The sequence below is a fragment of the Shimazuella sp. NTD250 genome (assembly GCF_059510375.1).
This window is the reverse complement of sequence record NZ_JCAJZS010000010.1, coordinates 1-25,598: the sequence shown is the minus strand read 5'-3', so window position 1 is coordinate 25,598 and position 25,598 is coordinate 1. Positions and strand designations below refer to the sequence as shown.

The 25,598-nt window shown below is 39.7% G+C and carries 27 protein-coding genes and 1 pseudogene; 9 read left to right on the top strand and 19 right to left on the bottom strand.

Features of this window, described 5'->3' with window-relative positions; translation table 11 throughout:
• Window positions 1–383 precede the first annotated feature (383 nt).
• The 4 genes from AC5WOF_RS18585 to AC5WOF_RS18570 all read left to right on the top strand — a co-directional run bounded on the left by AC5WOF_RS18585 (window position 384) and on the right by AC5WOF_RS18570 (window position 3,940).
• Window positions 384–1,382: a metal-dependent hydrolase gene (locus AC5WOF_RS18585; protein ID WP_496051439.1), complete on the top strand. Its 999-nt coding sequence runs from the start codon at window positions 384–386 to the stop codon at window positions 1,380–1,382.
• Window positions 1,383–1,410: 28 nt separating this feature from the next.
• On the top strand, window positions 1,411–2,331 hold the full coding sequence (locus AC5WOF_RS18580) for a mechanosensitive ion channel family protein (RefSeq protein WP_496051438.1): 921 nt from the start codon (window positions 1,411–1,413) through the stop codon (window positions 2,329–2,331).
• Window positions 2,332–2,444: 113 nt separating this feature from the next.
• Window positions 2,445–3,467 (top strand): NADPH-dependent curcumin/dihydrocurcumin reductase, encoded by a 1,023-nt coding sequence (gene curA, locus AC5WOF_RS18575; protein ID WP_496051437.1) that lies wholly within the window; start codon window positions 2,445–2,447, stop codon window positions 3,465–3,467.
• A 71-nt stretch (window positions 3,468–3,538) separates the two neighbouring features.
• Complete coding sequence (locus tag AC5WOF_RS18570; protein ID WP_496051436.1) at window positions 3,539–3,940, top strand: hypothetical protein; 402 nt, start codon at window positions 3,539–3,541, stop codon at window positions 3,938–3,940.
• A gap of 159 nt (window positions 3,941–4,099) precedes the next feature.
• Here the strand turns inward: AC5WOF_RS18570 and AC5WOF_RS18565 are convergent, their stop codons facing one another.
• The 3 genes from AC5WOF_RS18565 to AC5WOF_RS18555 form a co-directional block, all read right to left on the bottom strand.
• On the bottom strand, window positions 4,100–4,255 hold the full coding sequence (locus AC5WOF_RS18565) for a hypothetical protein (RefSeq protein ID WP_496051435.1): 156 nt from the start codon (window positions 4,253–4,255) through the stop codon (window positions 4,100–4,102).
• 82 nt (window positions 4,256–4,337) lie between these two features.
• Complete coding sequence (locus AC5WOF_RS18560; protein WP_496051434.1) at window positions 4,338–4,949, bottom strand: 3D domain-containing protein; 612 nt, start codon at window positions 4,947–4,949, stop codon at window positions 4,338–4,340.
• 67 nt (window positions 4,950–5,016) lie between these two features.
• Window positions 5,017–6,279: an O-antigen ligase family protein gene (locus AC5WOF_RS18555; RefSeq protein WP_496051433.1), complete on the bottom strand. Its 1,263-nt coding sequence runs from the start codon at window positions 6,277–6,279 to the stop codon at window positions 5,017–5,019.
• Between the two features lie 212 nt (window positions 6,280–6,491).
• On the opposite strand from AC5WOF_RS18555, the gene AC5WOF_RS18550 reads away from it, so the two are divergent.
• Together AC5WOF_RS18550 and AC5WOF_RS18545 are read left to right on the top strand one after the other, a co-directional pair.
• A complete protein-coding gene (locus AC5WOF_RS18550) occupies window positions 6,492–6,692 on the top strand; it encodes a YgaP family membrane protein (protein ID WP_496051432.1) in 201 nt (66 codons plus the stop codon).
• A gap of 659 nt (window positions 6,693–7,351) precedes the next feature.
• Complete coding sequence (locus AC5WOF_RS18545) at window positions 7,352–7,564, top strand: hypothetical protein (protein WP_028778373.1); 213 nt, start codon at window positions 7,352–7,354, stop codon at window positions 7,562–7,564.
• 412 nt (window positions 7,565–7,976) lie between these two features.
• Here the strand turns inward: AC5WOF_RS18545 and AC5WOF_RS18540 are convergent, their stop codons facing one another.
• Window positions 7,977–8,219, bottom strand: coding sequence for a TetR-like C-terminal domain-containing protein (locus AC5WOF_RS18540; protein WP_496051431.1), 243 nt, complete (start codon window positions 8,217–8,219; stop codon window positions 7,977–7,979).
• A gap of 297 nt (window positions 8,220–8,516) precedes the next feature.
• Here AC5WOF_RS18540 and AC5WOF_RS18535 point away from each other — a divergent pair, with 297 nt between their 5' ends.
• Window positions 8,517–9,674, top strand: a complete 1,158-nt coding sequence (locus AC5WOF_RS18535) for an FxsB family cyclophane-forming radical SAM/SPASM peptide maturase (RefSeq protein WP_496051430.1) — start codon at window positions 8,517–8,519, stop codon at window positions 9,672–9,674.
• A 296-nt stretch (window positions 9,675–9,970) separates the two neighbouring features.
• Here the strand turns inward: AC5WOF_RS18535 and AC5WOF_RS18530 are convergent, their stop codons facing one another.
• Window positions 9,971–10,111: a hypothetical protein gene (locus AC5WOF_RS18530; RefSeq protein ID WP_496051429.1), complete on the bottom strand. Its 141-nt coding sequence runs from the start codon at window positions 10,109–10,111 to the stop codon at window positions 9,971–9,973.
• Between the two features lie 319 nt (window positions 10,112–10,430).
• Here AC5WOF_RS18530 and AC5WOF_RS18525 point away from each other — a divergent pair, with 319 nt between their 5' ends.
• Window positions 10,431–10,775, top strand: a complete 345-nt coding sequence (locus tag AC5WOF_RS18525) for a hypothetical protein (RefSeq protein WP_496051428.1) — start codon at window positions 10,431–10,433, stop codon at window positions 10,773–10,775.
• Window positions 10,776–10,814: 39 nt separating this feature from the next.
• Here AC5WOF_RS18525 and purD read toward each other — a convergent pair whose 3' ends face one another.
• From purD to AC5WOF_RS18460, 13 genes are all read right to left on the bottom strand, one after another.
• A complete protein-coding gene (purD, locus tag AC5WOF_RS18520) occupies window positions 10,815–12,077 on the bottom strand; it encodes a phosphoribosylamine--glycine ligase (RefSeq protein ID WP_496051427.1) in 1,263 nt (420 codons plus the stop codon).
• Between the two features lie 13 nt (window positions 12,078–12,090).
• On the bottom strand, window positions 12,091–13,635 hold the full coding sequence (gene purH / locus AC5WOF_RS18515; protein ID WP_496051426.1) for a bifunctional phosphoribosylaminoimidazolecarboxamide formyltransferase/IMP cyclohydrolase: 1,545 nt from the start codon (window positions 13,633–13,635) through the stop codon (window positions 12,091–12,093).
• Window positions 13,628–14,206 (bottom strand): phosphoribosylglycinamide formyltransferase, encoded by a 579-nt coding sequence (purN, locus tag AC5WOF_RS18510; protein WP_496051425.1) that lies wholly within the window; start codon window positions 14,204–14,206, stop codon window positions 13,628–13,630. The genes purH and purN overlap by 8 nt, the downstream gene beginning before the upstream one ends.
• Window positions 14,203–15,210 carry a phosphoribosylformylglycinamidine cyclo-ligase gene (gene purM / locus AC5WOF_RS18505; protein ID WP_496051424.1) on the bottom strand — a complete coding sequence of 336 codons (1,008 nt, stop codon included), beginning with the start codon at window positions 15,208–15,210 and terminating at the stop codon, window positions 14,203–14,205. The genes purN and purM overlap by 4 nt, the downstream gene beginning before the upstream one ends.
• Window positions 15,207–16,631: an amidophosphoribosyltransferase gene (gene purF, locus AC5WOF_RS18500; protein WP_496051423.1), complete on the bottom strand. Its 1,425-nt coding sequence runs from the start codon at window positions 16,629–16,631 to the stop codon at window positions 15,207–15,209. Before purF ends, purM begins: the two co-directional genes overlap by 4 nt.
• Window positions 16,595–18,841 carry a phosphoribosylformylglycinamidine synthase subunit PurL gene (gene purL / locus AC5WOF_RS18495; protein WP_496051422.1) on the bottom strand — a complete coding sequence of 749 codons (2,247 nt, stop codon included), beginning with the start codon at window positions 18,839–18,841 and terminating at the stop codon, window positions 16,595–16,597. The genes purF and purL overlap by 37 nt, the downstream gene beginning before the upstream one ends.
• Window positions 18,838–19,509, bottom strand: a complete 672-nt coding sequence (gene purQ / locus AC5WOF_RS18490) for a phosphoribosylformylglycinamidine synthase subunit PurQ (protein WP_496051421.1) — start codon at window positions 19,507–19,509, stop codon at window positions 18,838–18,840. The genes purL and purQ overlap by 4 nt, the downstream gene beginning before the upstream one ends.
• A gap of 2 nt (window positions 19,510–19,511) precedes the next feature.
• Entirely contained in the window at window positions 19,512–19,760 is a 249-nt protein-coding gene (purS, locus tag AC5WOF_RS18485) for a phosphoribosylformylglycinamidine synthase subunit PurS (RefSeq protein ID WP_496051420.1), read from the bottom strand.
• Window position 19,761: 1 nt separating this feature from the next.
• Window positions 19,762–20,466 (bottom strand): phosphoribosylaminoimidazolesuccinocarboxamide synthase, encoded by a 705-nt coding sequence (gene purC / locus AC5WOF_RS18480; RefSeq protein WP_496051419.1) that lies wholly within the window; start codon window positions 20,464–20,466, stop codon window positions 19,762–19,764.
• Window positions 20,467–20,478: 12 nt separating this feature from the next.
• Window positions 20,479–21,771: an adenylosuccinate lyase gene (purB, locus tag AC5WOF_RS18475; RefSeq protein ID WP_496051418.1), complete on the bottom strand. Its 1,293-nt coding sequence runs from the start codon at window positions 21,769–21,771 to the stop codon at window positions 20,479–20,481.
• Between the two features lie 15 nt (window positions 21,772–21,786).
• Window positions 21,787–22,953, bottom strand: a complete 1,167-nt coding sequence (gene purK, locus AC5WOF_RS18470) for a 5-(carboxyamino)imidazole ribonucleotide synthase (RefSeq protein ID WP_496051417.1) — start codon at window positions 22,951–22,953, stop codon at window positions 21,787–21,789.
• Complete coding sequence (gene purE / locus AC5WOF_RS18465; RefSeq protein WP_496051416.1) at window positions 22,950–23,432, bottom strand: 5-(carboxyamino)imidazole ribonucleotide mutase; 483 nt, start codon at window positions 23,430–23,432, stop codon at window positions 22,950–22,952. Before purE ends, purK begins: the two co-directional genes overlap by 4 nt.
• Before the next feature lie 239 nt (window positions 23,433–23,671).
• Window positions 23,672–24,475, bottom strand: coding sequence for an alpha/beta fold hydrolase (locus tag AC5WOF_RS18460; protein WP_496051415.1), 804 nt, complete (start codon window positions 24,473–24,475; stop codon window positions 23,672–23,674).
• 273 nt (window positions 24,476–24,748) lie between these two features.
• Here AC5WOF_RS18460 and AC5WOF_RS18455 point away from each other — a divergent pair, with 273 nt between their 5' ends.
• Window positions 24,749–25,090 carry a hypothetical protein gene (locus AC5WOF_RS18455; protein ID WP_496051414.1) on the top strand — a complete coding sequence of 114 codons (342 nt, stop codon included), beginning with the start codon at window positions 24,749–24,751 and terminating at the stop codon, window positions 25,088–25,090.
• A 124-nt stretch (window positions 25,091–25,214) separates the two neighbouring features.
• Here the strand turns inward: AC5WOF_RS18455 and AC5WOF_RS18450 are convergent.
• Window positions 25,215–25,598: pseudogene (locus AC5WOF_RS18450) on the bottom strand (hypothetical protein); the annotation flags it as partial.

Genomic DNA, 25,598 nt, shown 5'->3' with positions numbered 1-25,598 from the left:
AAAAATAACATTTCTATGAGAAATACACCAATATGTACTGTCTTTAAATTCGAATGGTGACAAAATTATATTACAATACTATACCATTGGAGTACCTTCTTTTTAAAGGTGATGAGTAAAGAACATTACTATAGCATGGAAACAACAAAAACGGATTTGATAAAAAAAGGAGACCTCTCGATAAACCCACAAGACTTCCACCATAAATACGTATTTGCGAAAAATTGATTTCAAAATACGAATAAAAAAAGCGAGGTGAAATAAGCTGCTACAAAAGGTGGAAGCAACATATACAAAATGTCCTTTACAACTTGATCAAACGAGAAAAGAAAAAATAAGAGACAAAGTTGGAAACGCACATACACAAGTAAGGATATTTTTCTATGTTTGTAGTAGCAGGAAAAATGGATACTGGTACTCACTTCGTAATGGGCATTGGTTTATACGGGCTAACACATCTGGATCCAAGCATAGCTCACAATCCAGATATGCTCTATGCTGCCTTGCTTGGAACCGTAATCGGATCTCAAGCACCTGATCTCGACACACTTTATCGACTAAAAGGAAATGCTATCTATGTTCGGAATCATCGAGGATGGACTCATTCTTCTCCTATGATTTTTATATGGCCGACTATTATTTCCTTCATTATTTCCTTATTCCTGCCAGTACCCTCCTTTCTCACCCTTTGGCTATGGACTTGTCTTGCTGTCTTCATCCATATTTTCATTGATTGCTTTAATACTTATGGGACACAAGCTTTACGACCCTTTAAACGGGATTGGATTTCCCTTAATATCATCAATATTTTCGATCCTGTTATTTTCGGATTACATCTAATTGGCTTTGTATGTTGGTATTTCTTTCGAACAAGCGAAGGAATCATTTTTGCCATTATTTACCTCCTTCTCATTTTATATGTGGCTTGGAGAACAATTGTCCACCATCAAATAACCAGGTGGGTCGAACAGGAAGCAGGACTTATAGGAAAATATACAGTTATCCCTACTTATCGTTTGAGAAATTGGAACGTGATCGTGGAGATGGACGATAGAGTTCAAATGGGAGAAATTCGAAGCGGTCAATTAGTGTGGACAGGTACAATCACGACGGAAGATAAAAACCATCTAGCAACGCTTAAATCAAAGGAATGTAATGCTGTTTCTTCTTTCCTATCATTTACTTCTTATGGTTATCCCCAAGTTTTAACAAGGGAAAATGGATATGTTGTCAAATGGTTAGATGTAAGATACTACCACAAAAAACAGTTCCCTTTTGTCGCTGTGGCGCACCTCGATCAAAATTATGATATCATATTCTCTTTTGTCGGCTGGTTAAGTGACAAACAGGCTGAAAAAAGAGCTGAAAATGTAGCAAAATAAGCTATACTGTTTACCGAGGTGATACAAAATGTCCATATTTTTAACAACTACCAACATGATGGATTTGGTAATTCAACATACGAAAAATTTATTTACCTCTATTGTGAAAGATCCAGTTTCCAATCTGATAGCCCCTCTACTGGAAATTGTATTTGTGATTATCCTCACCTATGTTGCTGTAAAGTTACTAGATCGAGTGGTAGATCATACTTTCAAGTGGAGTAAAGTAGAGACAAACAAGGCACATACTTTACGAAAACTGATTAAATCAGTAGTCCACTATACACTGTATTTTATCGCCTTACTGACGGTACTATCGAAATTTGGGATTAACCTCGGTCCCGTACTCGCAGGGGCAGGAATTTTAGGTTTAGCTATCGGTTTTGGAGCTCAAAGTTTGGTGAAAGACGTAATAACAGGATTTTTCTTGATCTTTGAACGACAATTAGAGGTAGGAGATGTTGTGGAAATCAACGGTCTTATCCGAGGTACAGTAGAAGAGGTGGGCCTGAGAATCACAAAAATTCGCGAATACAACCAACGTCTACACTATCTTGCAAATGGTACCATCACGCAAGTGACCAACTATAACCGGGAAAAAATGCGCTCGATTGTCCCGATTACTGTTCCTTATGAATCCAATCTCGATATAGTGTCAAAAGCATTGGAAGAAGTAGTGGAAAGCATTGGCGTTAAATTTAAAGATCACCTTGTTGAAAAGCCAGAAGTAGTAGGAGTCACCAATATCGATCAAAATGGGGTGCAATTTACCATCACTGCCCTCAGTGACCCTGATGAATATTGGAATCTAGAAAGAGAAATGAGAAAAGAGAGTGTCTTAGTTTTACGCCAGCATAACATCCATATCGCCTATCCAAGAAGTGTCTTATACAGTCCAGAGCAAATAAATGAGATGCAGTCTTCACAAAAAATGACAGCTGGAAAATAATCCTGCTGTCATTTTTTGTATTTCGAGTTTTTTTCTACAGAAGGATTCTATTCCTTTGCATACAATTTATTTTAAATCTCTGGGTACACTGAGAAAAAAGAAAGGATGATCACATGGCTACTGAAGATAGAAATCAACAAATCCTTCTTGTCAACAGACCGAAAGGATTGCCTACAGAAGAGAATTTTAAATGGGTAGAACAGTCTATCCCACAGACATCTGAAGGACAAGCACTCATTCGTACTCTGTACATATCCGTTGATCCTTATATGCGAGGTCGAATGAATGATCAAAAATCTTATGCTCCTCCCTATAAACTAAATGAAGTTATTACAGGTGGGGTAGTGGGAGAAGTCATTGAATCACAAGCACCCACTTTATCAAAAGGGGATATTGTCTTAGGAAATCTCGGTTGGCAGACGTATTCAGTTATAGAACCGAAACAAGTCAAAAAAGTAAATCCAACAATCGCTCCGATCTCAACTGCTCTCGGAATATTAGGAATGCCTAGTCTAACTGCTTACTTTGGTTTGTTAGAAATCGGACAACCAAAAGAAGGAGAAACAGTTGTCGTATCAGGAGCAGCGGGAGCAGTAGGGACGGTCGTTGGACAAATAGCAAAAATAAAAGGTTGCCGCGTCGTAGGGATTGCAGGATCTGATGAAAAAAATAAATATTTAGAGGAAGAATTAGGCTTTGATGCAACGATCAACTATAAGACTACATCTGACTTAAAAACAGCCATAGTAGAGGCATGCCCAGATGGAGTAGACATTTATTTCGAAAATGTAGGTGGTTCCATTTCAGATGCAGTTTTATCGCATCTCAACTTCAAAGCTCGCATTCCTCTATGTGGATTGATCTCGATGTATAACAAAGAACAACCAGATATTGGCCCTCGTATTCAATCCCAACTGCTTATCAATAGTGCAATGATACGAGGCTTTATCGTCGGAGAGTTCGCAGAAAGATTTGATGAAGGCATCGCACAGCTTGCCGAGTGGCTTCGAGAGGGAAAATTAAAATATCAAGAAAATATCATCGAAGGATTCGAAAACACGATCAATGCATTTTTAGGATTATTCGCTGGAGAAAATATAGGCAAACAGCTTGTCCATGTCGCTGATCCTTCTTAAAATTTGCGTAATAAAAAATGAAGAACCATGTAGAATATCGATCCCAATCTTTATTGTAATGTTTATAACAAATGCTTAAAATAAAAGAAACCGCAAACACTTCTCACAGAATGGACATCTTCATGACGATGCCCTTGTTTATGGGAGTTGACTACTTCACCCCGGATGCGAAGACCATCGAAGTGACCCTGAGTTCAGGCATTCGCCTGCAGCTGGAGTTCACCCATGTCGACAAACATGGATGCCGGGTGTACTGGTATGAAGACCGCCTCAGTGCGTCCTACCATGCCTTGCTGCGGGATCAGCCGGAGGAAGCTCCGGTCCTGATGCTGGGAACAGAGAACACCCCAGTCGAGCATCAGGAGAACGGCAGCTACACCTACCACACCTGCCTCCAGCTCCGGCCTGTGCTCACATACAGTGCCATGGAATGGTCCCCGAAGCATGGCAGGGTGATCCCTTTCGTGAAGTGAATGCGCTTCCCAAAGGATGATGGTGACTGGTACGTAAATCTTGTTTAGCAAGTAGTATCAGTCGCCACAACATATTATTTGTAATCCATAAAAAAATAAAGTATTACCTCCAAAAAAACAAAAACTCCCATCCGGGAGTTCTTTCTTATGTATGTGAGTCTATACCAAAAAATTTTCCACACCTACCGCGACCACAGCAGCAACAGCTACAGAAACAACAATCCAAAACACCATTCTGCCTATATCTCGCTTCAATACTCCCATTTCATCCACTGCTGCAACTCTTGGCTCTCTTGCTTTATTCTTTTTTGCCACTATTTTTTCTCCTCACTTCCTTCTAGTAGTATTAGCTTACCATCTCTATCCCATAAAAAAAACCACTTAAAAGTGGTTGATTTTAGTCGATCAGCTCTACTCTTTTCCCATATTGAACACCAAATGACTTTGCCATTTGAAGATCCGAAATATAGACATCGATATGATTGCCTTTGATCGCACTTCCTACATCTTGTGCGATTCGGTAACCAATACCTTCGATATAGACTCGCGAACCGATAGGGATCACTTTTGGATCTACAGCAACAGTAACTCCATCTTGAACATGTGCTCCACTGGAAGTGATACCATAATAAGGATCGTTTGGCTTTTTATTTGTTGATTCATATCCAGATGTATAAGCTGTAAGCTTAAATGCCCCTAGTAATTTCCCTCTTGAAAAAGCCGTTTTGGTTACTGCTTTCTTTTCATTGGTAACATATACTCGGCTCTGCGACATCTGACTTGGGATACGAATTTTTTGACCAATATGAATCAAAGATGGATTGGTAATATGATTCACTTTCGCAATTTGATCGACACTTGTGCGATACTTTTTGGCTAAAGCATATAAGGTATCTCCTTGTTGAATACGCACGGTTTTAATAGTTTCTGCTGAACTTTGACTGTCAAAAAGAACCATTGCCACAAGTACAATGACAGGTACTATAAATATCAATTTGTTTTTACACATAAAAATCCCCTCCCTAGAAAAGCTGTTACCAGCTTTCTCCAGTGGAAGAGGATTTATACCTGACAATTTATTTGGTAACCACAACTAACTTTTCTTCTTTGTCTTCGATTTCTGATTCGACTTTTGGTTCACTCCACTCCGGCCGCTTCAAACAACGACGTTCATACTGGGTATGTATAATGATCATACTGAGAAAAAATAACACACCAATTTGAGGAGAAAGTATGGGGTAATCATACATCCCATGCCCTATTAAGGCAACAGTTTGGGAAAGCAGCATACCTGCCAATCTTTTTTCCTCTTTTAAATTTGCGGTCTTTCTCCATCTTCTCGCCCTCTGTATAGTGACAAATAATAAAACAAGAAAAGCTAGTAAACCAAAAATCCCAAACTCAGCAGCAATACCCAAAAAGATATTATGAGCATGTATGACACTGAAATGAGCCTTCTGTTCAAATAGTTGACTAAAATGAAGCGGCAAGACTCCAAGCAACCAATGTTCTTTAAAGATTTCAAATGCTGTCGACCAAACCTCGAGTCTAACACGAATCGTACTAATAATAGTCTCTTGTCTTGGAATCAAATCAGGGAAAAAGGTGATTAGACCGACTAACCCTAAGAAAATACCTACTGTCCATCTCCTCGCTCCTGTCATCCAAACTTGGACGACAAGCCCAACTACTAAACCAGCCCAAGCGCCGCGTGAACCTGTAAGCCAAATAGCGTAGCAAAACAAAAAGAACATGACGTATCCTGCTATCTTTTGCCCTTTTAATTTCAGAACGGAAGCAGCATAGATGCTGATGAGTGCCAAACAAATTAATAAAGCTGCCGTCAAATTAGAATTGCCAGTTGTTCCAAAACTTCGCACAGATTCTGTCTGAAATCGGTATTCTTTATAAAACTGCATGAGTGCCCCGATCGGTGAATTGATTAACCACGGCCAATCTACCTGCTGTATAAGACAAATAAATACTAAATAAAGTCCACCTACCCAAAATGATAAATAAAGGTGCTGAATGTCCTTCCAGTGGAAATCAAGGGCATTACGGAACCAGACGGTGAGCAAGTAATACAATCCAAAACATAATCCTACGATGACCACAATCGGTATACCATTGTACCATGAAGGATCAACTAACCAACTTATACATGAGATGACAGTAAGCAAAAGAAAAAAACTTTCTGGCCATGCTTTTAGTTTCCAATGCGTTCGGTAGAAAGTAATCGTTACAATTGCAATTACCAATAAAACGACTGGTGGAAAAAATGGAGATAACAGTATAGATAAATATAGCAATTCAATAAGTCGTCTATGTAAATGTTTCAAGGGGAACTCTCCCAGTGCATAGTTTCTAATTTTACGCTCGATTATTTTATCAAAGATATGACATTTTGTCGAAGATTTCTGTCCGCCAGCAGGAAAAGAAAAAACCCTTTACTATCCAAGATATTAATCCATTACCAAGAGTTGTCTTACATATACTACTGTACTTTATGCTCAAACTAAGGAAGCAATCCCATATGAAAGGAAGTAAAATCGTGAAGAAAAACTTAAATAACCTGGAAGCTATTATGCGCATTACCTGTGGGTTAACAGGATTAGCTTGGAGTACTGCAAGACTTAGCAGGAGGTGCTGGTCTCCTTTTTCCATCTTGATCGCAATGATGTCTGCAATGAAAGTTGCAGAAGGCATAACAAAATTTTGTCCTTTAAAAGCATTGTATAACGATACAAAATAGGCTAACATAAATACATCTTTTTTTATCTCCTGATAAAGAAATCATTTTTCGGCCTGTTTACTTTTCTGATAAACACCTAACTTTTCAAGCAAATCAACTATTTATGTAAGCGCATGCAAATAAAAATCCATTCTAAATTATATAGTTTTTTGTTTTCTCTTTTTACAAAAGTCGAAACGAAAAATGATATCCATAAATATTTAATATTATTTTATGCTTGCCAAATTTTTTTGGTTGTGCTATAAACTATATAAGAACAAGCATTCCCCGATTGTCCAATTTCAATAAAAACTATTCAAATTCAAAACTTTATCTATTGCCTGTTTTCTGAGTTTTTTGTATAATAGTTTTCAAGATAGTAGGAGATCTGTCTAATTACCAGTGATTATCTAACGTTCGGTTAAATCAAAAATTTTCGATTTTGACGATATGTTTCAAAACTGGCGGATCTTCTTAGCAAATAAATTCTTTGAAAATTTTCTCGCGAAAAGGACAATTTTTTTTCAAAAAAAAGAAGGCATTATGTCATATTTCGTCGAAAAATACAGATAAGAATTTGTTAGTTCTGAAGGTGGCAATTTGGAGTCTATGGGCTTATCAGGTGAATGTAAAAAAACAAGAACATACGATCAGTAAGATCGGATGGAGGAGTGAAGAAAATGTCACTAAGCGAGCAAGAAAAAGAAACTGTAATCCAGTTTGATGAATCCACAAACCTTGCCACCGTTTATACGGCCAGTTGGACTGTTGCTCGAACCCTGAAAAAAGCTGGTTTTCAACCTATCCGTAGAAAAGATGGCGCATGGTGGTTTCAAATTCCTGTTCATGCAATGAGTATTGCTGGAGAAAAGCAAACGACTACGATTTGTTAAATGAAAACGTTCTTTTCTTCTATAGGAGGTTACATTTAAGCAGGTATACCCTTCTTATCGACTTTTTAACCTCCTGTCCCGCTTTGGTTTTTCTATGTAATAAACCCATTATGAAGGAGGTTATGCTGTGCTTAACCACCTTTTTTTCGTTTTTGATTTTCCCCTCAAATACTCCTTCTCAAAATCCCGTTCTAGTTATCTGAATATCAAGAGTTGATTTGCTGCATTTCTCTCCTATCAAGATATTTGATCAAGTAGTTGTAATCGAATTAAAGCTGCGTTTTTCTATCCTATTCTTTCTATTTCAAGAAACCAAATACATTCAGTGTCCTGTTGTATGAAAAAGACCTAGACGCATGCGCATCGACATTAGCGCTATTTCTCTGGCTGAGTAAACCATATCAGTCGCAAATCAGTGTTGAAGAAGACCTAAATTAACAGAGACTATATAACTAATAAAAAAATCTTCAGGAATTGGCAGCTGAGCTCTATTGATTTTAGACAGTGCAAAGTTTTTTTGAAACAACTCTCTCATGATTTCTTTTATTTCCACCAAAAAAGAAGGATCTCCATTTGAACCTAATATCGTTCTGAAAAACGCAGCATGTTCTGCATAATATTCATACATTTGAAGTGCTTGGGGAGGCCATTTCACACGTCGGAAGCAGCATCTTCTATTTTGGAGATGGCTAAAAAACATATCAAACGAATCGTTTTTCTGTCATCTGGAGCTGTACGTGACAATATTCCTCCAGATCAATACACAGAGCCAAAGTTAAATTCTTTCCATCATGTGGCATGTATGATATATTTTAATTCAATAAATGTCATAATATTATGTATATTGTTATCATTGTTAATGATAGGTATTATTGCTAAAATAATATCAAATCCACTCTGACATATCACTACACAAGGTAAGGATTTGATCTAGAGTGGTAGAGAGATAAACATGTCAACACCACCATATCCCTTCCAACAGTTCATCCTAAAGGTGCATAGTCGATGCAATTTGGCTTGCACTTACTGCTACGTATATGAGAAAGCCGACCAAAGTTGGCAACGTAGGCCGAAGGTTGTATCACTAGAAGTAATGAACGCTACAGCCAATCGTATTGCGGCTCATGTAAAGAAATACGGACTGACAAATATCGTATTGACTATGCATGGTGGCGAACCGTTGCTGGCTGGATCTACGCTGCTCATCACCTACATCAGACTAGTACGTCAAAAAGTACATCAGGCAGTTGGTGACCAGTGCACGGTTCAAGCAAGCATCCAAACAAACGGCACACTTCTCACAAAGAAGATCGTAGATTTGTTTGTGAAGGAACAAATTGGTGTCGGAGTGAGTTTGGATGGCGGAACGGCTGATCTGAATCGTTATCGCATAGACCATGCGGGACGAGAAACACTGAACAAAACAATCAACGGTGTAGAGTTGCTACTCTCCTCTAAAAACCCAGAAATTTACAGAGGGATCCTTTGTACCATCGATCTAGCAAACTCACCGGTGGAAGTCTATGAATCGCTGCTCAAGCTCAAACCACCAGCGTTGGACTTCCTCTTCCCGCTTGGGAATCACACAAACCCGCCCCCAGGTTTGCCTTCAGAATCAACACCATATGGTGATTGGATGATAGAACTATTCGATCACTGGTTTGACGGATCTAAAAAAGCAAAACAAACACCACTAATTCGCTTTTTCATCGAAATCATTAGACTACTCAATGATCTTCCCAGCAGGACAGAGGCAGTGGGACTCTCTCCTTACCTTGGAGTAGTGGTAGAAACGGATGGAGCGATCGAACAAGTGGATTCGCTCAAGTCCACCTATCCTGGTGCTCCAGAAACGGGGCTGAATGTTCTAGAGAACGATTTTAACGAGGCTCTAAAACATCCAGGAGTGATTGCCCGTCAAATTGGCTTGAAAGCACTGGCTGCTGAGTGTAAAGTATGCTATTTGAAATCAGTGTGTGGCGGAGGTAACTACGCTCACCGTTACCGTGAACCTAATGACTTCTGCAATCCGTCTGTGTACTGTCATGATCTAGAAAAGATCATTGTGCATATCTCGCAGCGAGGTCGAGCTCTCGCACACAAAATGTAAAATAGAAAAGGTGTGTGTAGTAGACACAGAACCCCTGTAAAATAACGAGGCTCTAAAATATAGGAGTGATTGCCTGTCAAATTGGCTTGAAAGCACTGGCTGCTGATTTTGAAAGAACCATTTTGCATATCTCACAATGAGATCAAGCTCTGCACACAAAAGTAAAATAGAAAAAGTGTGTGCAGCAGCCACAGAACCCCCTTGAAAAATTTTTCAAGGGGGTTCCCAATTATCATATATTTAGTTTGTCGTATCCCCTCCTCCAACACTTCGTTTGTTGGAGGAGGGGCTGCGCATTACATGCGGCTGTCGAAGCCGTAGAAGGCTCCTACATCCGCACCATCATCACCAAGTGTCTGAACCACGATGTCCAGAACAGGATGACGCTGCGCAGTGAGTCTCTCCCTGATTTCTTCGAGACTCTCTTCATTTACCATCTTAACCTCCCTTCTTTTTCGAAGGACAAGGTTATCTCCCCTCTACCAGACTTCTCCCTTTCTTCAACTGGTTAGGGGGGTTAGAGGTTTCTTCCTCATTATACATTGATAATTAGGTGAGAACCAATAAATATTTTAAATATTGTATCGACTATTTACTTATGAGTTCTTTCTGTTTTCCTATTCAAACAAAGTTTCATTATTCATAGATCAGAGGCACCTTGATGATAACTATTTCTTTCCTTGAGCAATAAACAATGCTCGCTTTTGTGTTATTCTAAAATTAATAATTCCATTTCACTAAAGAGGAGAAATCCACTTGGGCTATACACCGCTATTATTTATTCTTATTCTTACTATTTTTCTCATTTGGAAACGTGTAAAGAATAAATCCAAAGCATCCACGATTCTTGCCCTCCTCTCATTTGTTCTTACCTCCATTTATGTAGGTTTTTCCATTTACATTTTTTCTGTTTTAGAACCAAAATACTATGGCTATGTGTCATTATTCACGATTCCTTGTGGTCCTATATTGATCATTGTCGGTTTATTAGCCTTCCTAAGAGATAGGAAAAACACTTGGGGACAAATTAGTTTTATGGTCAGTATATGTATTCCAGTACTTCTGTTCTTGATCGGTTTTGCCTATGATTCCTATAATTGATAAAAGAAGAGGTTACCAATACGGCAACCTCTAAAATATCTATAAAATTGCTTTTGCTGCAATATCCGAGCGATAATGTGCACCTTCGAAATGAATTTTTTCTGCTGTTTCATAAGCTCGCTTTTGACTCTCTTGAATGGTATCTCCTAATGCTGTAATCCCGAGCACTCTTCCACCAGCAGTAACTACTTTTCCATCTAGTTCTTTCGTACCTGCATGAATAACAATTGTATGATCATCTATTTGGTCTGGAAATGTGATTTCCAGACCATTTGGGTAACTGCCTGGATAACCTGGAGATGTCATCACCACACAGACTGATGCTTGATCACTCCACTCTATTTTTAGTTCACCCAAACGCCCTTCGATAACAGCTAGGAAAACATCCACTAAATCTGTCTTTAATCTTGGCAGCACTACTTGTGTTTCTGGATCACCAAACCTAGCGTTAAATTCGATAACTTTTGGTCCTTCATCTGTAATCATCAGTCCGGCATACAGTACACCTTTATAGACAATTCCTTCTTGATGAAATGCATTTACCATGGGATGTATGATTGTATCAATGGCTTGCTGAACGATCTCATCTGTTATTTGAGGGACAGGGGAATAAGTTCCCATACCACCTGTATTTGGACCTTTGTCTCCATCAAAAACAGGCTTATGATCTTGAGAAATAACCATTGGTATGAAAGTAGTTCCATCGACAAAAGCCATCAAGGAAACTTCTTGACCTGTCATATACTCTTCAATTACGACTTGATCCCCAGCATCTCCAAATACTTTTTCATCCATTGCTTCTACAATGGCTTGTTCAGCTTCTGCTAAGGTTTGTGCTACAACAACCCCTTTACCAGCAGCTAAACCATCTGCTTTGATAACGATAGGAGCTCCCTCTTGTCGAACGTATGCCAATGCTTCATTGCTATTTTTAAAAACTTGATACTTCGCTGTGGGGATGGCATATTTTTGCATCATTTCTTTAGCAAATGTTTTGCTTCCTTCAATAATTGCAGCTGCTTTTCTCGGTCCAAAAACAGGAAGGTTAAGCAATTCAAATTGATCTACGATCCCTTCTATCAGTGGGACTTCCGGCCCTACTACCGTTAGATCAATCGCGTTTGCAATGGCAAACTCAGCTAATCTTTCTTGTTCTGACACCCCGATAGCCACATTTTCTGCAAGTATTGCAGTACCTGCGTTTCCGGGTGCACAGTATATTTGTGAAACACGCTTACTTTGGGCTAGTTTAGCAACAATCGCATGTTCACGTCCACCATTGCCTATTACCAATACACGCATGCCTCTTCCTCCCCTAGTGTTTAAAATGACGCACTGCCGTAAATACCATCGTAATTCCATATTTGTTGGCTGCTTCAATCGACTCTGAATCCCGAATAGAACCACCTGGTTGAATAATGGCTCGAATTCCTGCTTCAGCCGCTTTTTCGAGCGTATCCGACATAGGAAAGAAAGCGTCGGAGGCTAATACTGCACCTTTCGCGGTTTCACCTGCTTGACGAATGGCAATCTCAGCTGCTCCTACGCGATTCATTTGTCCAGCACCAACACCGATAGTGCGATTATCTTTCGTAAGTACAATGGCATTGGATTTTACATGTTTGACTACTTTCCATGCAAATAAAAGTTCATTCCATTCAGCATCAGTTGGTTTTCGATCCGTCGCAACGGTACACATTTCTTGGGAGATCTGTTTGCTATCCTGTTCTTGTATGAGAATACCACCATCAATGGAAGTCGTTTTCCACACCGCTTCTTCTCCACCGGTTGAAAACGGAAGTTCCAATAGGCGTAAATTTTTCTTTTCACTAAGGATTTGTTGTGCTTCCTCACTAAAGCTTGGAGCAATAATGATCTCTAAAAATATTTCTTTCATCTTAGAAGCTGTATCAGCATCAATGGGACGATTTGCAGCGATAATGCCTCCATAAATGGATACTGGATCAGCTGCGTAAGTACGTTCATATGCTTCAAAGATCGTTTTCCCAATAGCAACACCACAAGGATTCATATGTTTTACTGCTACCACTGCTGGTTCGGTAAATTCTTTGACGATTTCTAAAGCTGCATTCGCATCTTGAATGTTATTGTAAGAGAGTTCTTTTCCTTGCAATTGTTTCGCAGAAACCAACTGGTCAGATGTTGCAAGAGCATCTTTATAATAAGCAGCTTTTTGATGTGGATTTTCCCCATATCGCAGAGTGCTCACTTTCTCATAAGAAAGAGTTAATTGATCTGGGAGTGTTTCGTTCCCTTCTCCTGTCAAATAACTTGCGATAAGAGAGTCATATGCTGCTGTGTGACGGAACGTTTTTGCAGCTAGACGTTTTCTAGTAGCAAGGGTGGTGTTACCTTTTGTGGCGAGTTCTTCTAACACAACAGCATAATCAGCAGGATCAACTAAAACCGTAACATCACGATGGTTTTTAGCAGCCGAACGCAACATCGAAGGTCCACCTATATCGATGTTTTCAATCGCCTCTTCATAGGTAAAACCTTCTTTGCTAATGGTTGCTTTAAAGGGATATAGGTTGACAACTACGAGGTCGATAAACTCAATTCCGTTATCTCTGCATGCTTGTTGATGAGATTGCTTATCACGAACAGCAAGTAATCCACCATGTACTTTTGGGTGGAGTGTTTTTACTCTGCCATCTAAAATCTCTGGAAATCCTGTGACTTCGGAAATCTGTGTTACTGGTAATCCTTCCTGCTTAAGAAGTTGAAAAGTACCACCAGTGGAAATAATTTGAACATCATGTTCTACGAGTTTTTTGGATAATTCCACAATCCCTGTTTTATCTGAAACGCTAATAAGCGCACGACGCACTTTAGACATTTTTAATCCTCCCTGTAACAAGCTGTTTGACTACTTCTGGATACAACTCATGTTCTACAGCTTGAATTTTTTGTGTATATGTCGCGAGTGTATCATTTTCTTCTATTGCAACGGCTACCTGAGCGATGATGGGACCAGTATCCATTCCTTCATCTACAAAATGAACCGTAACCCCTGAAACTTTAACAGGATATTCAAAAGCTTGTTCGATCGCATTTTTCCCTACAAATGCAGGCAATAGAGATGGATGTATATTTACAATCCGACCTTTGAATTTTCCTAATAACGTAGGGCCAATCAATCTCATGTAACCAGCGAGAATAATCCAATCAATCTTTTGCTCCTCTAATACTTCCAATAACGCAGATTCATACGCTTCTTTATTTGCAAATGACTTTGGTGAAACCAAATAATGGGGTACCTCTAATTGTTCTGCTCGATCCAATACTTTTGCGCCTTCGCGATCGCTAATCAGCAAGGATACTGACACTGCCCAGTTATCCTTGCGAGATTGATTCACAATACTTTCAAAGTTAGTTCCGCTACCTGAGGCGAAAACAGCAATACTCATTTTGCTTTTTCACCCTTCCATCGAAACTTCTCGTATCCTGAAACAATTTCACCAATTCGATTTACTGTTTCTCCTAGTTCCGAAGCTCGTACCATTACCCCTGCTGCTTGTTCTTTTGGAACACAAATAACCATCCCAATACCCATGTTAAAAGTACGGAACATGTCTTCATCAGAGACATTACCGGAATGTTGTATACGATCAAAAATTTCAGGGACATCCCATGTGTCAGAGTTTATTTCTGCTGTCAGGCCTTCTGCTAACATGCGTGGAACATTTTCGACAAGTCCTCCACCTGTAATATGAGCAGCACCTTTTATCGTAAATTCTCTCATTAATGTTAACAATGTTTTTACATAAATTCTCGTAGGGGTTAACAGTTCTTTGGCGAGCTCGAGATTCATTCCATCCGCAAATAAAACATGTCTTGCCAAAGAAAAGCCATTGCTGTGTAATCCATTGGAAGCAAGTCCAATGAGCACATCACCAGGATTAATAGCAGACCCATCGATTAATTGATCTCGCTCAACAACACCAACACAAAATCCAGCGATATCATACTCTCCTTTGGCATACATACCCGGCATTTCCGCTGTCTCTCCACCTATTAACGAACAGCCCGCATCCACACAACCATCCGCTATTCCTTTAACAACTGCTTCTGCTTGAGCAGGCTGCAATTTACCTGTTGCCAAATAATCTAAAAAGAAGAGAGGTTCTGCTCCTTGAACTACGAGGTCATTGACACACATCGCCACACAATCAATCCCGATTGAGTCATGCAAGTCTGTGGCAAAAGCTAATTTTAATTTTGTTCCTACTCCATCTGTGGCCGATACTAGAACAGGATTCTCATACTTGCCAAGTGCAAAAGCACCACCAAACCCTCCAATATCGCCCAATACCTCTGGGCGATAGGTGCGTTTTACATGAGCTCGAATACGTTCCACTGTTTCATTTCCTGCATCGATATCTACACCAGCTTGTTTGTATGCTTCACTCATACCGTTTCCTCCACCTCAAGCGCATCATATAGCTTCGTTGGGTATTCTCCAGTAAAACAAGCTAGGCAATGTCCCCGATTTTTTTCCTTTGATGGTCGGCCAATCGCCTCTATCATACCTTCCGCACTGAGGAAAGCTAGAGAATCTGCATTGATCAGTTCACATATCTCATCGACAGTGTGATTGGAAGCGACGAGTTGATCTCGATTTGCAGTATCAATCCCATAGAAGCAAGGATTTTTGACCGGTGGGGAACTGATGCGTACATGAACTTCAACCGCCCCAGCCTCACGTAACAAGTTTACAATTCTGCGGCTTGTAGTCCCACGGACAATCGAGTCATCTATCATAACCACACGTTTGCCTTCTACTACTTTACGAACTGCACTGAGCTTCATCTTTACTCCTTGTTCCCGTAATTCTTGGCTCGGTTGAATAAAAGTACGACCGACATATCGGTTTTTGATTAACCCCAGTTCATAAGGAATCCCAGTTGCCTCAGCAAATCCAATAGCAGCGGACGTACTAGAATCAGGAACACCTGTGATCACATCAGCTTCGACAAATGCTTCTTTTGCTAACTGCCGTCCTAATCTTTTGCGGGCAGTATGCACATTGATGCCGCTTATATCGCTATCTGGACGTGCAAAATAAATGTATTCAAAGGAACAGATGGATGTCTCTTTTGGCTCAGAAAAACGAGTAACTCGCATTTCGTTATCTTGAGTGATCACAAGTAATTCACCTGGTTCAATTTCTCGGATAAAAGTCGCACCAACTGTATCAAAAGCACAAGTTTCGGATGCAAAGACATAGGATTCGCCTATTTTCCCAATTGCTAAGGGACGCAAGGCATGCGGATCTTGCGCCACAAACAATTGATCGTTGGTTAAAATCAGCAATGCATAAGCACCAACTAATTCATTTAATGTTTCTTTTACTGCCTCTTCCAGAGTATCTGCGTTTGATCGGGCAATTAAATGAGCAATAGCTTCTGTATCTGTTGTAGTTTGAAAGATAGAGCCATTTGCCTCTAATTCTTTTCGAAGTTTATCTCCATTTACTAAATTCCCATTTGTTGCAATCGCTATTTCCCCTTTGGCATAGTTAAACACCAAAGGCTGAACATTCGCCAACACACTCGATCCAGTAGTCGAATACCGGACATGTCCAATAGCAGTAGAACCTATTAACTGGGAAACACGCTCTGAACTAAAGACTTCATTTACTAAACCCATGTCGCGATGCACATGAAATTTTTCTCCATCCGACGTTACAATACCAGCACTCTCTTGCCCGCGGTGTTGCAATGCGTGGAGTCCATAATAAGTAAGTCTCGCTGCATCTGGATGACCAACTATCCCAAACACGCCACATTCTTCGTTTAGTTCGTCGAAGTCGAAGATGCTGTCATCTTGCATGGTATCGCCTCTTCCCAAAGGTTGGTTAGTTCTGATATGGAGCGATTGACTACGATCTGATCATTCACATGAACTTCCAAAGTATCTCCAGTCACTTCTCCAATAACTTGAGCTGGAATTTGGAATTGATTCATCATTTCAATCACTGCTTCTACTTTTTCTCGTGGTACAGACAATAAAACTCTCGATTGTGTTTCACTAAAGAGATATGGAGTAGCATCATATTCTGTTTCCAGTCTTACCTTAGCACCAAGGTTTCCACTGATACATGATTCAGCGATAGCAAGTGCGATACCGCCTTCGGACACATCATGTGCTGACTGAACAAATCCTTGACGAATAGCAGAAAGCACAGCTTGTTGCAATACTTTTTCTTTTCCACTATCCAATACTGGAGCTCGACCTGAGATATTACCTGTATAAGCTTGTTGCAGCTCACTGCCACCGAGTTCAATCGCAGTATCACCTAATAACACCAAAACATCATTGGCGTTTTTAAACGCTTGAGTGGTAATATGTTCGCGCTTTTCAACCAAACCAACCATGCCTACAACAGGAGTTGGATAGATCGGTTGGCCTTTGGTTTCGTTATATAGACTGACATTACCACCGACAACAGGAGTTTGGAGAACTTCACACATTTCACTCATACCATCGATGGATTTCGATAGTTGCCAGTATACTTCAGGTTTCTCAGGGCTGCCAAAGTTGAGGCAGTCCGTCATACCCAGCGGCTGGGCCCCAGAACATACAATGTTACGCGCTGATTCCGCAACAGCGATACGTCCTCCATTTACTGGATCGAGATAAACATAGCGGCCGTTACCATCTGTACTCATGGCTAATGCTTTGTCTGTACCGCGAACGACAACAACTGCTGCATCAGAACCTGGACGAACCGCAGTGCTGGTGCGTACCATGAAATCGTATTGTTGATATACATACTTTTTGCTCGCCATATTTGGAGATTGTAAGATTTTCACTAATGCTTCATTTGCATCAATACCCACAAGAACTTCTGCTGGATTTACTGATTCATTTTCTACATAATAAGCTGGAACTTTTTCTTCCCGAATGTAAACAGGTGCATCATCTACTAAAGTATTAACCGGAATATCGGCTACTAACTTACCATGTTGGAACAGTCGATATTGATTACCATCTGTTACTTCCCCAATCACCGCAGATTGTAAGCCCCATTTGTTACAAATCGCAATTACTTCTTCTTCGCGACCTTTCTCCACAACCAAAAGCATCCGTTCTTGGGATTCCGATAACATGATTTCATAGGAAGTCATTCCTGTTTCCCGTTGTGGAACAAGATCCAGATTCAAGTCTAATCCTTGTCCCCCTTTTGCTGCCATTTCAGCACTGGAACAAGTAAGGCCAGCCGCACCCATATCTTGAATACCTAAAAGCATCTTCTTTTCTACCATTTCCAAACAAGCTTCCAAAAGTAGTTTTTCCATAAATGGATCGCCTACTTGAACAGCGGATCGTTTTTCTTCTGATTCTTCGTTTAGTTCTTCCGAAGCAAAGGTTGCTCCATGAATTCCATCACGACCAGTACTGGCACCAACATAAATTACCGGATTACCGCTGCCTACTGCAACGCCTTTTTGAAGATCTTCGTGATTGATGATCCCTACACACATTGCATTGACAAGTGGATTTCCATCATAAGCATTATCAAAAACGACTTCGCCACCAACTGTTGGTATTCCAATACAATTTCCATAGTGAGCAATACCGGCTACTACATTGTCAAATAGGTATCGTACTTGAGAAGAATCCAAGTCTCCAAAACGAAGGGAATTGAGAAGTGCAACTGGGCGAGCTCCCATTGAAAAAACATCACGAATTATTCCACCTACACCTGTTGCAGCTCCTTGGAATGGTTCTACCGCGGATGGGTGGTTATGACTCTCAATTTTAAATACAACTGCTTGGTCATCCCCAATATCAATAACTCCTGCACCTTCACCTGGTCCGAGCAAAATACGCGGACCTGTTGTAGGAAACTTTTTTAAGAGAGGTTTAGAGTTTTTATAACTACAGTGTTCCGACCACATTACGCTATAAATACCAATCTCAGTCCAATTGGGAAGACGGCCTAAGTGGCCTTTTACCTGTTCATATTCCTCTGAAGTTAAACCCATCTCTGTATACAACTGTTGATCTCTAATTTGTTCAGCTGTTGGTTCGATCATGCTTGATTCTCCTTCCAGTAAGCTAGCATTGAAGTAAACAGACGTGCTCCATCTGGAGAACCCATCCAATCTACGATCGCTCTCTCTGGATGTGGCATCATTCCAAGAACATTTCCTCTTTCATTTGTAATCCCAGCGATGTTTGCCAAAGAACCATTTGGATTACTTGCATAGCGAAATAAAACTTGACCACCAGCTTCTAATTGCTTTAATGTCTCTTCATCGCAAAAATAATTTCCTTCCGCATGTGCTATTGGAATTTGTACGGTTTCTCCTTGCTCATAATGTCTAGTAAAAGCCGAATCTACACGCTCAACTGTAATCGGTTCAAGCTCACAGCGGAATTGCAAATGATCATTTCGCATCAATGCACCAGGAAGTAAACCCGCTTCCGTTAATATTTGAAATCCATTACAGATTCCCACTACAAGCTTCCCTGTTTCAGCCTCTTTTCTTACTGCTTCCATTACAGGAGAGAAAGTAGCTAAAGATCCACAGCGTAAATAATCTCCATACGAAAAACCACCAGGCAAAAATATCGCATCATAGGACGATAAATCTGATTCTTGGTGCCAAACAGGATCAACGTCTCCTAATACATCTTCGATAGCATGTACTAAATCCATATCACAGTTAGAACCTGGGAATACCACCACAGCAGAACGCATTCTTACACCTCCTCAAGTTCAAAACGGAAGTTTTCAATAACAGGATTAGAGAACAATTTTTGACACATAGCTCTCACAGCAATTTCTGCTGCTGCTTTGTTTTCAGCATCAAGAGATACTTCAAGGCGTTTTCCGATACGCACATCAGATACTTGGTTATAGCCCATCGTGTGAAGTGACCCTTTTACAGCTACACCTTGTGGATCGAGGACACTTTCTTTTAACGTAACAAATATCGTTGCTTTATACATTTTATTGGCCTCCCAATCGTTTATCTATCTCTTGATATGCTTCTAAAACATTACCGAGGTTGCGACGAAAGCGATCTTTATCCAACTTGTCTCCAGATTCTAAATCCCAGAATCGGCAAGTGTCAGGAGAAATTTCGTCTGCAAGCAGTACTTGTCCATCCTTATCAAGCCCGAACTCCAATTTAAAATCAACTAACCGAATGCCTCGCTGCTCCATGTGGGTGGATAAGATTTTATTAATTTGGAGAGCCTGTTCTTTCATTTGAGCAAGAATCTCTTTGTTTGTAATCTCTAAAGCGTAAATATGATCTTCTAAGATCAGCGGGTCACCTAAACTATCATCTTTATAATAAAATTCAACAATTGGGAAAGGCAGGGGTTTTCCTTCCTCTAAACCCAATCGTTTGGCGAAGCTGCCGGCAGTGACATTACGAACTACTACTTCTAACGGAATAATGGTCACTCTTTTTACCAATTGCTCCAATGTAGATAATCTTTCGAGAAAGTGGCTCTGTACTTGATTTTCTGCTAGCAATTCGAAAAAATAACTCGTAATTTTATTGTTTAAAGCACCTTTTCCCTCTATAATTTCTTTCTTTTCCCCATTAAAAGCAGTTGCTGCATCTTTATACTGGACCAACAAAACATTTGGATCTTTGGTGGTGAAAAGTTTTTTTGCTTTTCCTTCGTAAACAAGCTCTCCCATCCTGTACTCCTCCTATAGTCCAAGCCGGTCAAAGATAAAGTCAACTTGAGCTAAATGATGTCGGTAATCAAAGCAATCTGCGATCTCTTCTAGATTAAGGTGCCTGCTTACAAATTCATCTTGTTCCACTAATCCACGGAAAGAAGTTTGTTCCTCCCAAGCTTGCATCGCTAAAGCTTGAACACGATCATATGCTTTTTCACGTGTTAAGCCTTTATTGATCAGGGCAAGCAATACCCGTTGTGAATAAATAAGACCAAAAGTACGATCCATGTTCCGCTTCATATTTTCTGGGAAAACACGTATCCCACTAATAATATTCGTAAAACGGTTTAACATATAGTTCAACAGAATGGTTGCATCAGGAAGGATCACTCGTTCAACAGATGAATGAGAAATATCTCTCTCATGCCAAAGCGGGACATTTTCATAGCTTGATACCATGTGACCACGCACGACACGAGCAAGACCAGAGATATTTTCACAACCAATCGGATTGCGTTTATGAGGCATAGCTGAAGATCCTTTTTGACCTTTTCCAAATGGCTCTTCTACTTCACGGGTTTCGCTTTTTTGCAGGGCACGAATTTCCGTTGAGAATTTATCCAGCGATGTTGCAATCAAAGCGAGAGTCGCCATATAGTTTGCATGACGATCCCGTTGCAAAGTTTGGGTTGAGATTGGAGCAGCTTCTAATCCAAGTTTCTCACAAACAAATTCTTCCACAAATGGATCGATATTTGCATATGTTCCAACAGCACCAGACATCTTTCCTACACGGACAGTTTCAATAGCTTGTACAAAACGCTCACGATTTCGCTTCATTTCTTCATACCAAAGAGCCATTTTAAGACCGAATGTGGTAGGTTCAGCATGTACACCATGAGTACGTCCCATCATCACGGTATATTTGTATTGCTTTGCTTGCTCCCCTAATACTTCGATCAAACGATCCACATCTTTTAACAATATTTCATTTGCTTGTCGCAAAAGATAGGAGAGAGCTGTATCTACTACATCCGTAGATGTCAAGCCATAGTGCACCCATTTGGACTCTTGTCCTAACGTTTCAGAAACTGCACGAGTAAAGGCAACTACATCATGACGTGTTTCTTGCTCAATTTCTAAAATACGATTCACATCAAAACCAGCTTTTTTGCGGATAAGTTCTACATCTTCTTTTGGAATAACACCGAGTTCAGCCCATGCTTCACACGCTAGTATCTCTACTTCTAACCATGCCTGAAAACGATTTTGATCTGTCCAGATGGAGGACATTTCCTCACGAGCATAACGATTAATCAAGTGAATACCCCTTTTCTACTGAGTCCATATAGCTTTTTCTTCTGTTTCGGTAAGGGCTGGACATATCTTTAATTGATCCAACTGATCCAAACCTTGTTTTATATCGTCCGTCAACACGGTCACATGTCCCATTTTTCGACCAGTCTTTGCTTCTAGTTTTCCATACCAGTGTGCTTTTATATTGCTAGGTAATTTATCATAGGAGTGGAGAAATGCTTCTTTATGTTCCCCTAATACATTCATCATAATCGCAGAACGATATTGTGCAGGTTCAACTAGTGGTAAGCCTATAACAGCGCGTAACATTTGTTCAAACTGTGAGGGATTGCAAGCGTCATACGTATAATGACCAGAATTATGAGGACGTGGTGCCAATTCATTTATATAGAGATGTCCATCAGCATGTAAAAACATCTCTACAGCAAGTAATCCTACTACTTGTAGATGTTTCGCAACTTTTTTTGCTAGCTCTACAGCCAACTTACTTGTTTCTTCTGCTATTGTAGCAGGAGCGATGGAAAGATGGAGAATATGATTTCGATGTAGATTAACAGCAGGGGCAAATGCCTTCACTTCCCCTGTCACACTTCTAGCGACAACAACGGAAATTTCTTTTAAAAATGGAATAAATTTTTCTAGAATAAATGTCTGAGTCCATACATCCTTTTCAGCAAGCCATTCGGTTACATCTTGTTTGGTGTGGAACGTCCACTGCCCTTTTCCGTCGTATCCACCTGTTACTGTTTTTAATACAGCAGGTAATCCTATTTTATCAATTGCAGACAGTAGTTCGTCAGCCGAGGAGACTTTTGCATACGGCGCAACAGGTACTCCTGCTTCTTCCATTGCTGCTTTCTCCATTAATCGATGACGCGTGACTTCTAATAGTCTACTTCCTTGCGGTACTGATGTTTGTTGTTCCAAACGCTGAACTAGTGTCGGATCAATATTTTCAAATTCATAAATGATAAGATCAGATAATGATGCCAATTTATCGACTGAATCCAAATCATCAAAGCCAGCTTTCACATGATAATCCGAAACTTGGACTCCTGGAGCATCCTCTGATGGGTCTAACGTCGCAAAACGATATCCCATCTTTCTACCTTCGAGGATAATCATTCGGCCAAGTTGTCCGCCACCCAGTACCCCAATGGTTTGATCAGGTAACAAGATACTCATGAAAGTTCCCCCTCTTGAAGTACCTTTTGTCTTATAGCTTGACGTCTTTCTTCTAATCTTTGCTGAAGTTTCTCTTCTGAGGCTCCTAATATTTGAGCAGCCAATAAACCTGCATTCGTTGCTCCAGCATTGCCAATGGCTACAGTTGCAACAGGCACTCCTCCCGGCATTTGCACAATAGATAATAAAGAATCGAGTCCACTCAGACTAGAGGATTTCACAGGTACTCCAATCACAGGTAAGACTGTTTTAGCAGCTACCATACCAGGAAGATGAGCTGCTCCTCCAGCACCTGCAATAATTACCTTAATCCCACGCTCTATTGCTGTTTCTGCATAGGAAAACATTTCATCTGGGGTGCGATGAGCAGAAACTACTTTCTTTTCATAAATAATCCCTAATTCATCTAATACATCACATGCTAATTTCATTGTTGGCCAATCAGAAGTACTGCCCATTATCACTCCAACACGTACCATCGTCCGCCTCCATAAAAAAACCCAAACAGTGTATTCCAGAAGCTATCAGGCAGCTTCGCGAAATCCTATACTATTTAGGTAGTGTTAGCTTTATTAATAACATGTTTAGTGTACCAACCTTTGTAAAGCAAGTCAAACAAAAAAACGAACATCACATGGTATCAAAACCTGTAATGTTCGTAAATATCATATTAGCTACTAAAAAAGATAGAATATTAACCTGTACCTTTTTATTTCGTTCACTCATTATTACTATCGTTCTTTTTATTCAAATTGTCTATGTGATAAACCCAATTTCCTATAGTTTTATAAAACTCTTCTGGATTATCTAACATCATAAGATGTCCACTTTTTGGTATCACATATGTTTTGATCTTTTTAAGATGGGGATCAAGAAAACTTTGTTTATTATTTTCACCATGTATATAGGTTTTATGAAAGACGGACTGAAATAGTTGTAGTAATTTGCCGCTCTCAGACCATTTTAATAACGAGCAGGCACTTCTGTAAAAAGCCAGAGAACTGCCTTGTTGGCACCACTTTGCCCATATTTTCTCACTGACTTCATCCGATTGCTCAAGAGAATTCATTAACTCAGCAAAACCATTTTGAATAAATTCAATCTCTTGTTGTTTTGCCACGTTTCTACTTACAATACCACAATCTTCTGCTACTAGATTTCCCTCTACATTGATAAATGAACGTAAATTTGAAATTTTATCTATAGCTAGTAAGCCAATAACTCCACCCATACTATGAGCCACAATATGAACATTATCCATAGAAAGAGTATGAATAAGAGAAACAATTATTTCCGTCTGTGTTTCAAGATCATAAGAAAAGTCCATAGGATGGTCTGATTCACCAAAACCTAAAAAATCAAATGAACACAAAGAGTAATCTTGCAAATATTCCATATTATAAGCGTTGTGGAATGCATCTTTCGTACAACCGATACCATGAAGAAATACAATCCACTTTTTTGAAGCTTTTCTAATATTCGTTGCAATCTTCATATGTTGATATTTAAAATTCACATCCATATATGTCACCACTTTCATTCCCTAGAAATATTTATAGATTCCCCCCAAGTTTATTATATTCTGATAATTAAGACTATATTTTTTTATTTCTATATCTCTTCAGCTTTAGTCGTTCAGAGTACATCAAAAACCTAAATCTATATTCCCAAAATAACATATAGTATCTATTTTATTAATAAAATAATTACAAATAGCAAATTATATATTGATTACTGGTTATATTTATTAAATAATAGAAGAAATTAGAGAAAATTTAAAAAGGGGTTTTGTGATTTGATTAAACAAGTTGTACATATTGCTGGCAATGAACTTGAAGTGGATTTAATCGAATACATGGATTTTCTCGTGGAAGAAGTCATTCCTAAAATCCTCCAGCTGCCAGGCGTTATAAAGGCAGATGTAACAAAACTAACGCAAATGACCATTACCCCTGATGCAAAACAAACCGAAAGCCAGAATGTATCTCTACAAGCTCAAGTCTATTATGAAGACGAAGAAGCATATCAGTATGTAATCTCTAATGTGATTGATGAAGACTTAATGCAAATCTTATTAGATGGCACTAATTTTATTTCTTTGTATAGTGGATACCAGTACTCCTTTCTAAAATATTAGGTATGAGTTAGGGGAGCTAGCAAGAAAGCCTCCTCTCCTTCTCCTTGCTTGTATCTCAATATTTCCTTCTCCTTGCTTGTATCTCAATATTGCCTCCAATCAGATAAAATACCTAATGTTTCGACTATCCAGTGTAGGAAATAGACCTGCGAGCCACTTTGGATGCGGGCTTTGTGCCAGTTGGAACCGTCTTTTTTTCTATCGTTTGCTGTGCTTTTGCCAGCTTTTGTTCATACTGGCGAAAAACTCGGTTCGCATTTATTTTCGTTCCATCATCAAAAATAGCAAAGTCTTTCAGCCCCAAATCGATGCCAATGGCTTCTTTTCTCGCGGGAACGGATCGCAAGTAGCATCCCTCGCAAAGGATGGATATGTTATATTTTCCTGTTGGTGCTCGACGGATCGTGGCGGACAAAATACGACCACTTATTTCTCGGGAGGGTACAAACCATCCCACGATTTGTTTACCAGAACAGGGCAACTGGCCACATAAGAAAAAAACCCACCG

Coding starts and splice junctions, on each gene's coding strand:
- AC5WOF_RS18460 (WP_496051415.1), bottom strand. CDS start 24,475: ATGGATGTGAATTTTAAATATCAACATATGAAGATTGCAACGAATATT.
- purE (WP_496051416.1), bottom strand. CDS start 23,432: ATGGTACGTGTTGGAGTGATAATGGGCAGTACTTCTGATTGGCCAACA.
- purF (WP_496051423.1), bottom strand. CDS start 16,631: ATGCAAGATGACAGCATCTTCGACTTCGACGAACTAAACGAAGAATGT.
- purQ (WP_496051421.1), bottom strand. CDS start 19,509: ATGCGTTCTGCTGTGGTGGTATTCCCAGGTTCTAACTGTGATATGGAT.
- AC5WOF_RS18530 (WP_496051429.1), bottom strand. CDS start 10,111: ATGGTAAATGAAGAGAGTCTCGAAGAAATCAGGGAGAGACTCACTGCG.
- purK (WP_496051417.1), bottom strand. CDS start 22,953: ATGAGTATCTTGTTACCTGATCAAACCATTGGGGTACTGGGTGGCGGA.
- AC5WOF_RS18545 (WP_028778373.1), top strand. CDS start 7,352: ATGTCACTAAGCGAGCAAGAAAAAGAAACTGTAATCCAGTTTGATGAA.
- AC5WOF_RS18570 (WP_496051436.1), top strand. CDS start 3,539: ATGCTTAAAATAAAAGAAACCGCAAACACTTCTCACAGAATGGACATC.
- AC5WOF_RS18535 (WP_496051430.1), top strand. CDS start 8,517: ATGTCAACACCACCATATCCCTTCCAACAGTTCATCCTAAAGGTGCAT.
- purN (WP_496051425.1), bottom strand. CDS start 14,206: ATGAGTATTGCTGTTTTCGCCTCAGGTAGCGGAACTAACTTTGAAAGT.
- curA (WP_496051437.1), top strand. CDS start 2,445: ATGGCTACTGAAGATAGAAATCAACAAATCCTTCTTGTCAACAGACCG.
- AC5WOF_RS18585 (WP_496051439.1), top strand. CDS start 384: ATGTTTGTAGTAGCAGGAAAAATGGATACTGGTACTCACTTCGTAATG.
- purD (WP_496051427.1), bottom strand. CDS start 12,077: ATGCGTGTATTGGTAATAGGCAATGGTGGACGTGAACATGCGATTGTT.
- purS (WP_496051420.1), bottom strand. CDS start 19,760: ATGTATAAAGCAACGATATTTGTTACGTTAAAAGAAAGTGTCCTCGAT.
- purM (WP_496051424.1), bottom strand. CDS start 15,210: ATGAGTGAAGCATACAAACAAGCTGGTGTAGATATCGATGCAGGAAAT.
- purL (WP_496051422.1), bottom strand. CDS start 18,841: ATGATCGAACCAACAGCTGAACAAATTAGAGATCAACAGTTGTATACA.
- purH (WP_496051426.1), bottom strand. CDS start 13,635: ATGTCTAAAGTGCGTCGTGCGCTTATTAGCGTTTCAGATAAAACAGGG.
- purC (WP_496051419.1), bottom strand. CDS start 20,466: ATGGGAGAGCTTGTTTACGAAGGAAAAGCAAAAAAACTTTTCACCACC.
- AC5WOF_RS18560 (WP_496051434.1), bottom strand. CDS start 4,949: ATGTGTAAAAACAAATTGATATTTATAGTACCTGTCATTGTACTTGTG.
- AC5WOF_RS18580 (WP_496051438.1), top strand. CDS start 1,411: ATGTCCATATTTTTAACAACTACCAACATGATGGATTTGGTAATTCAA.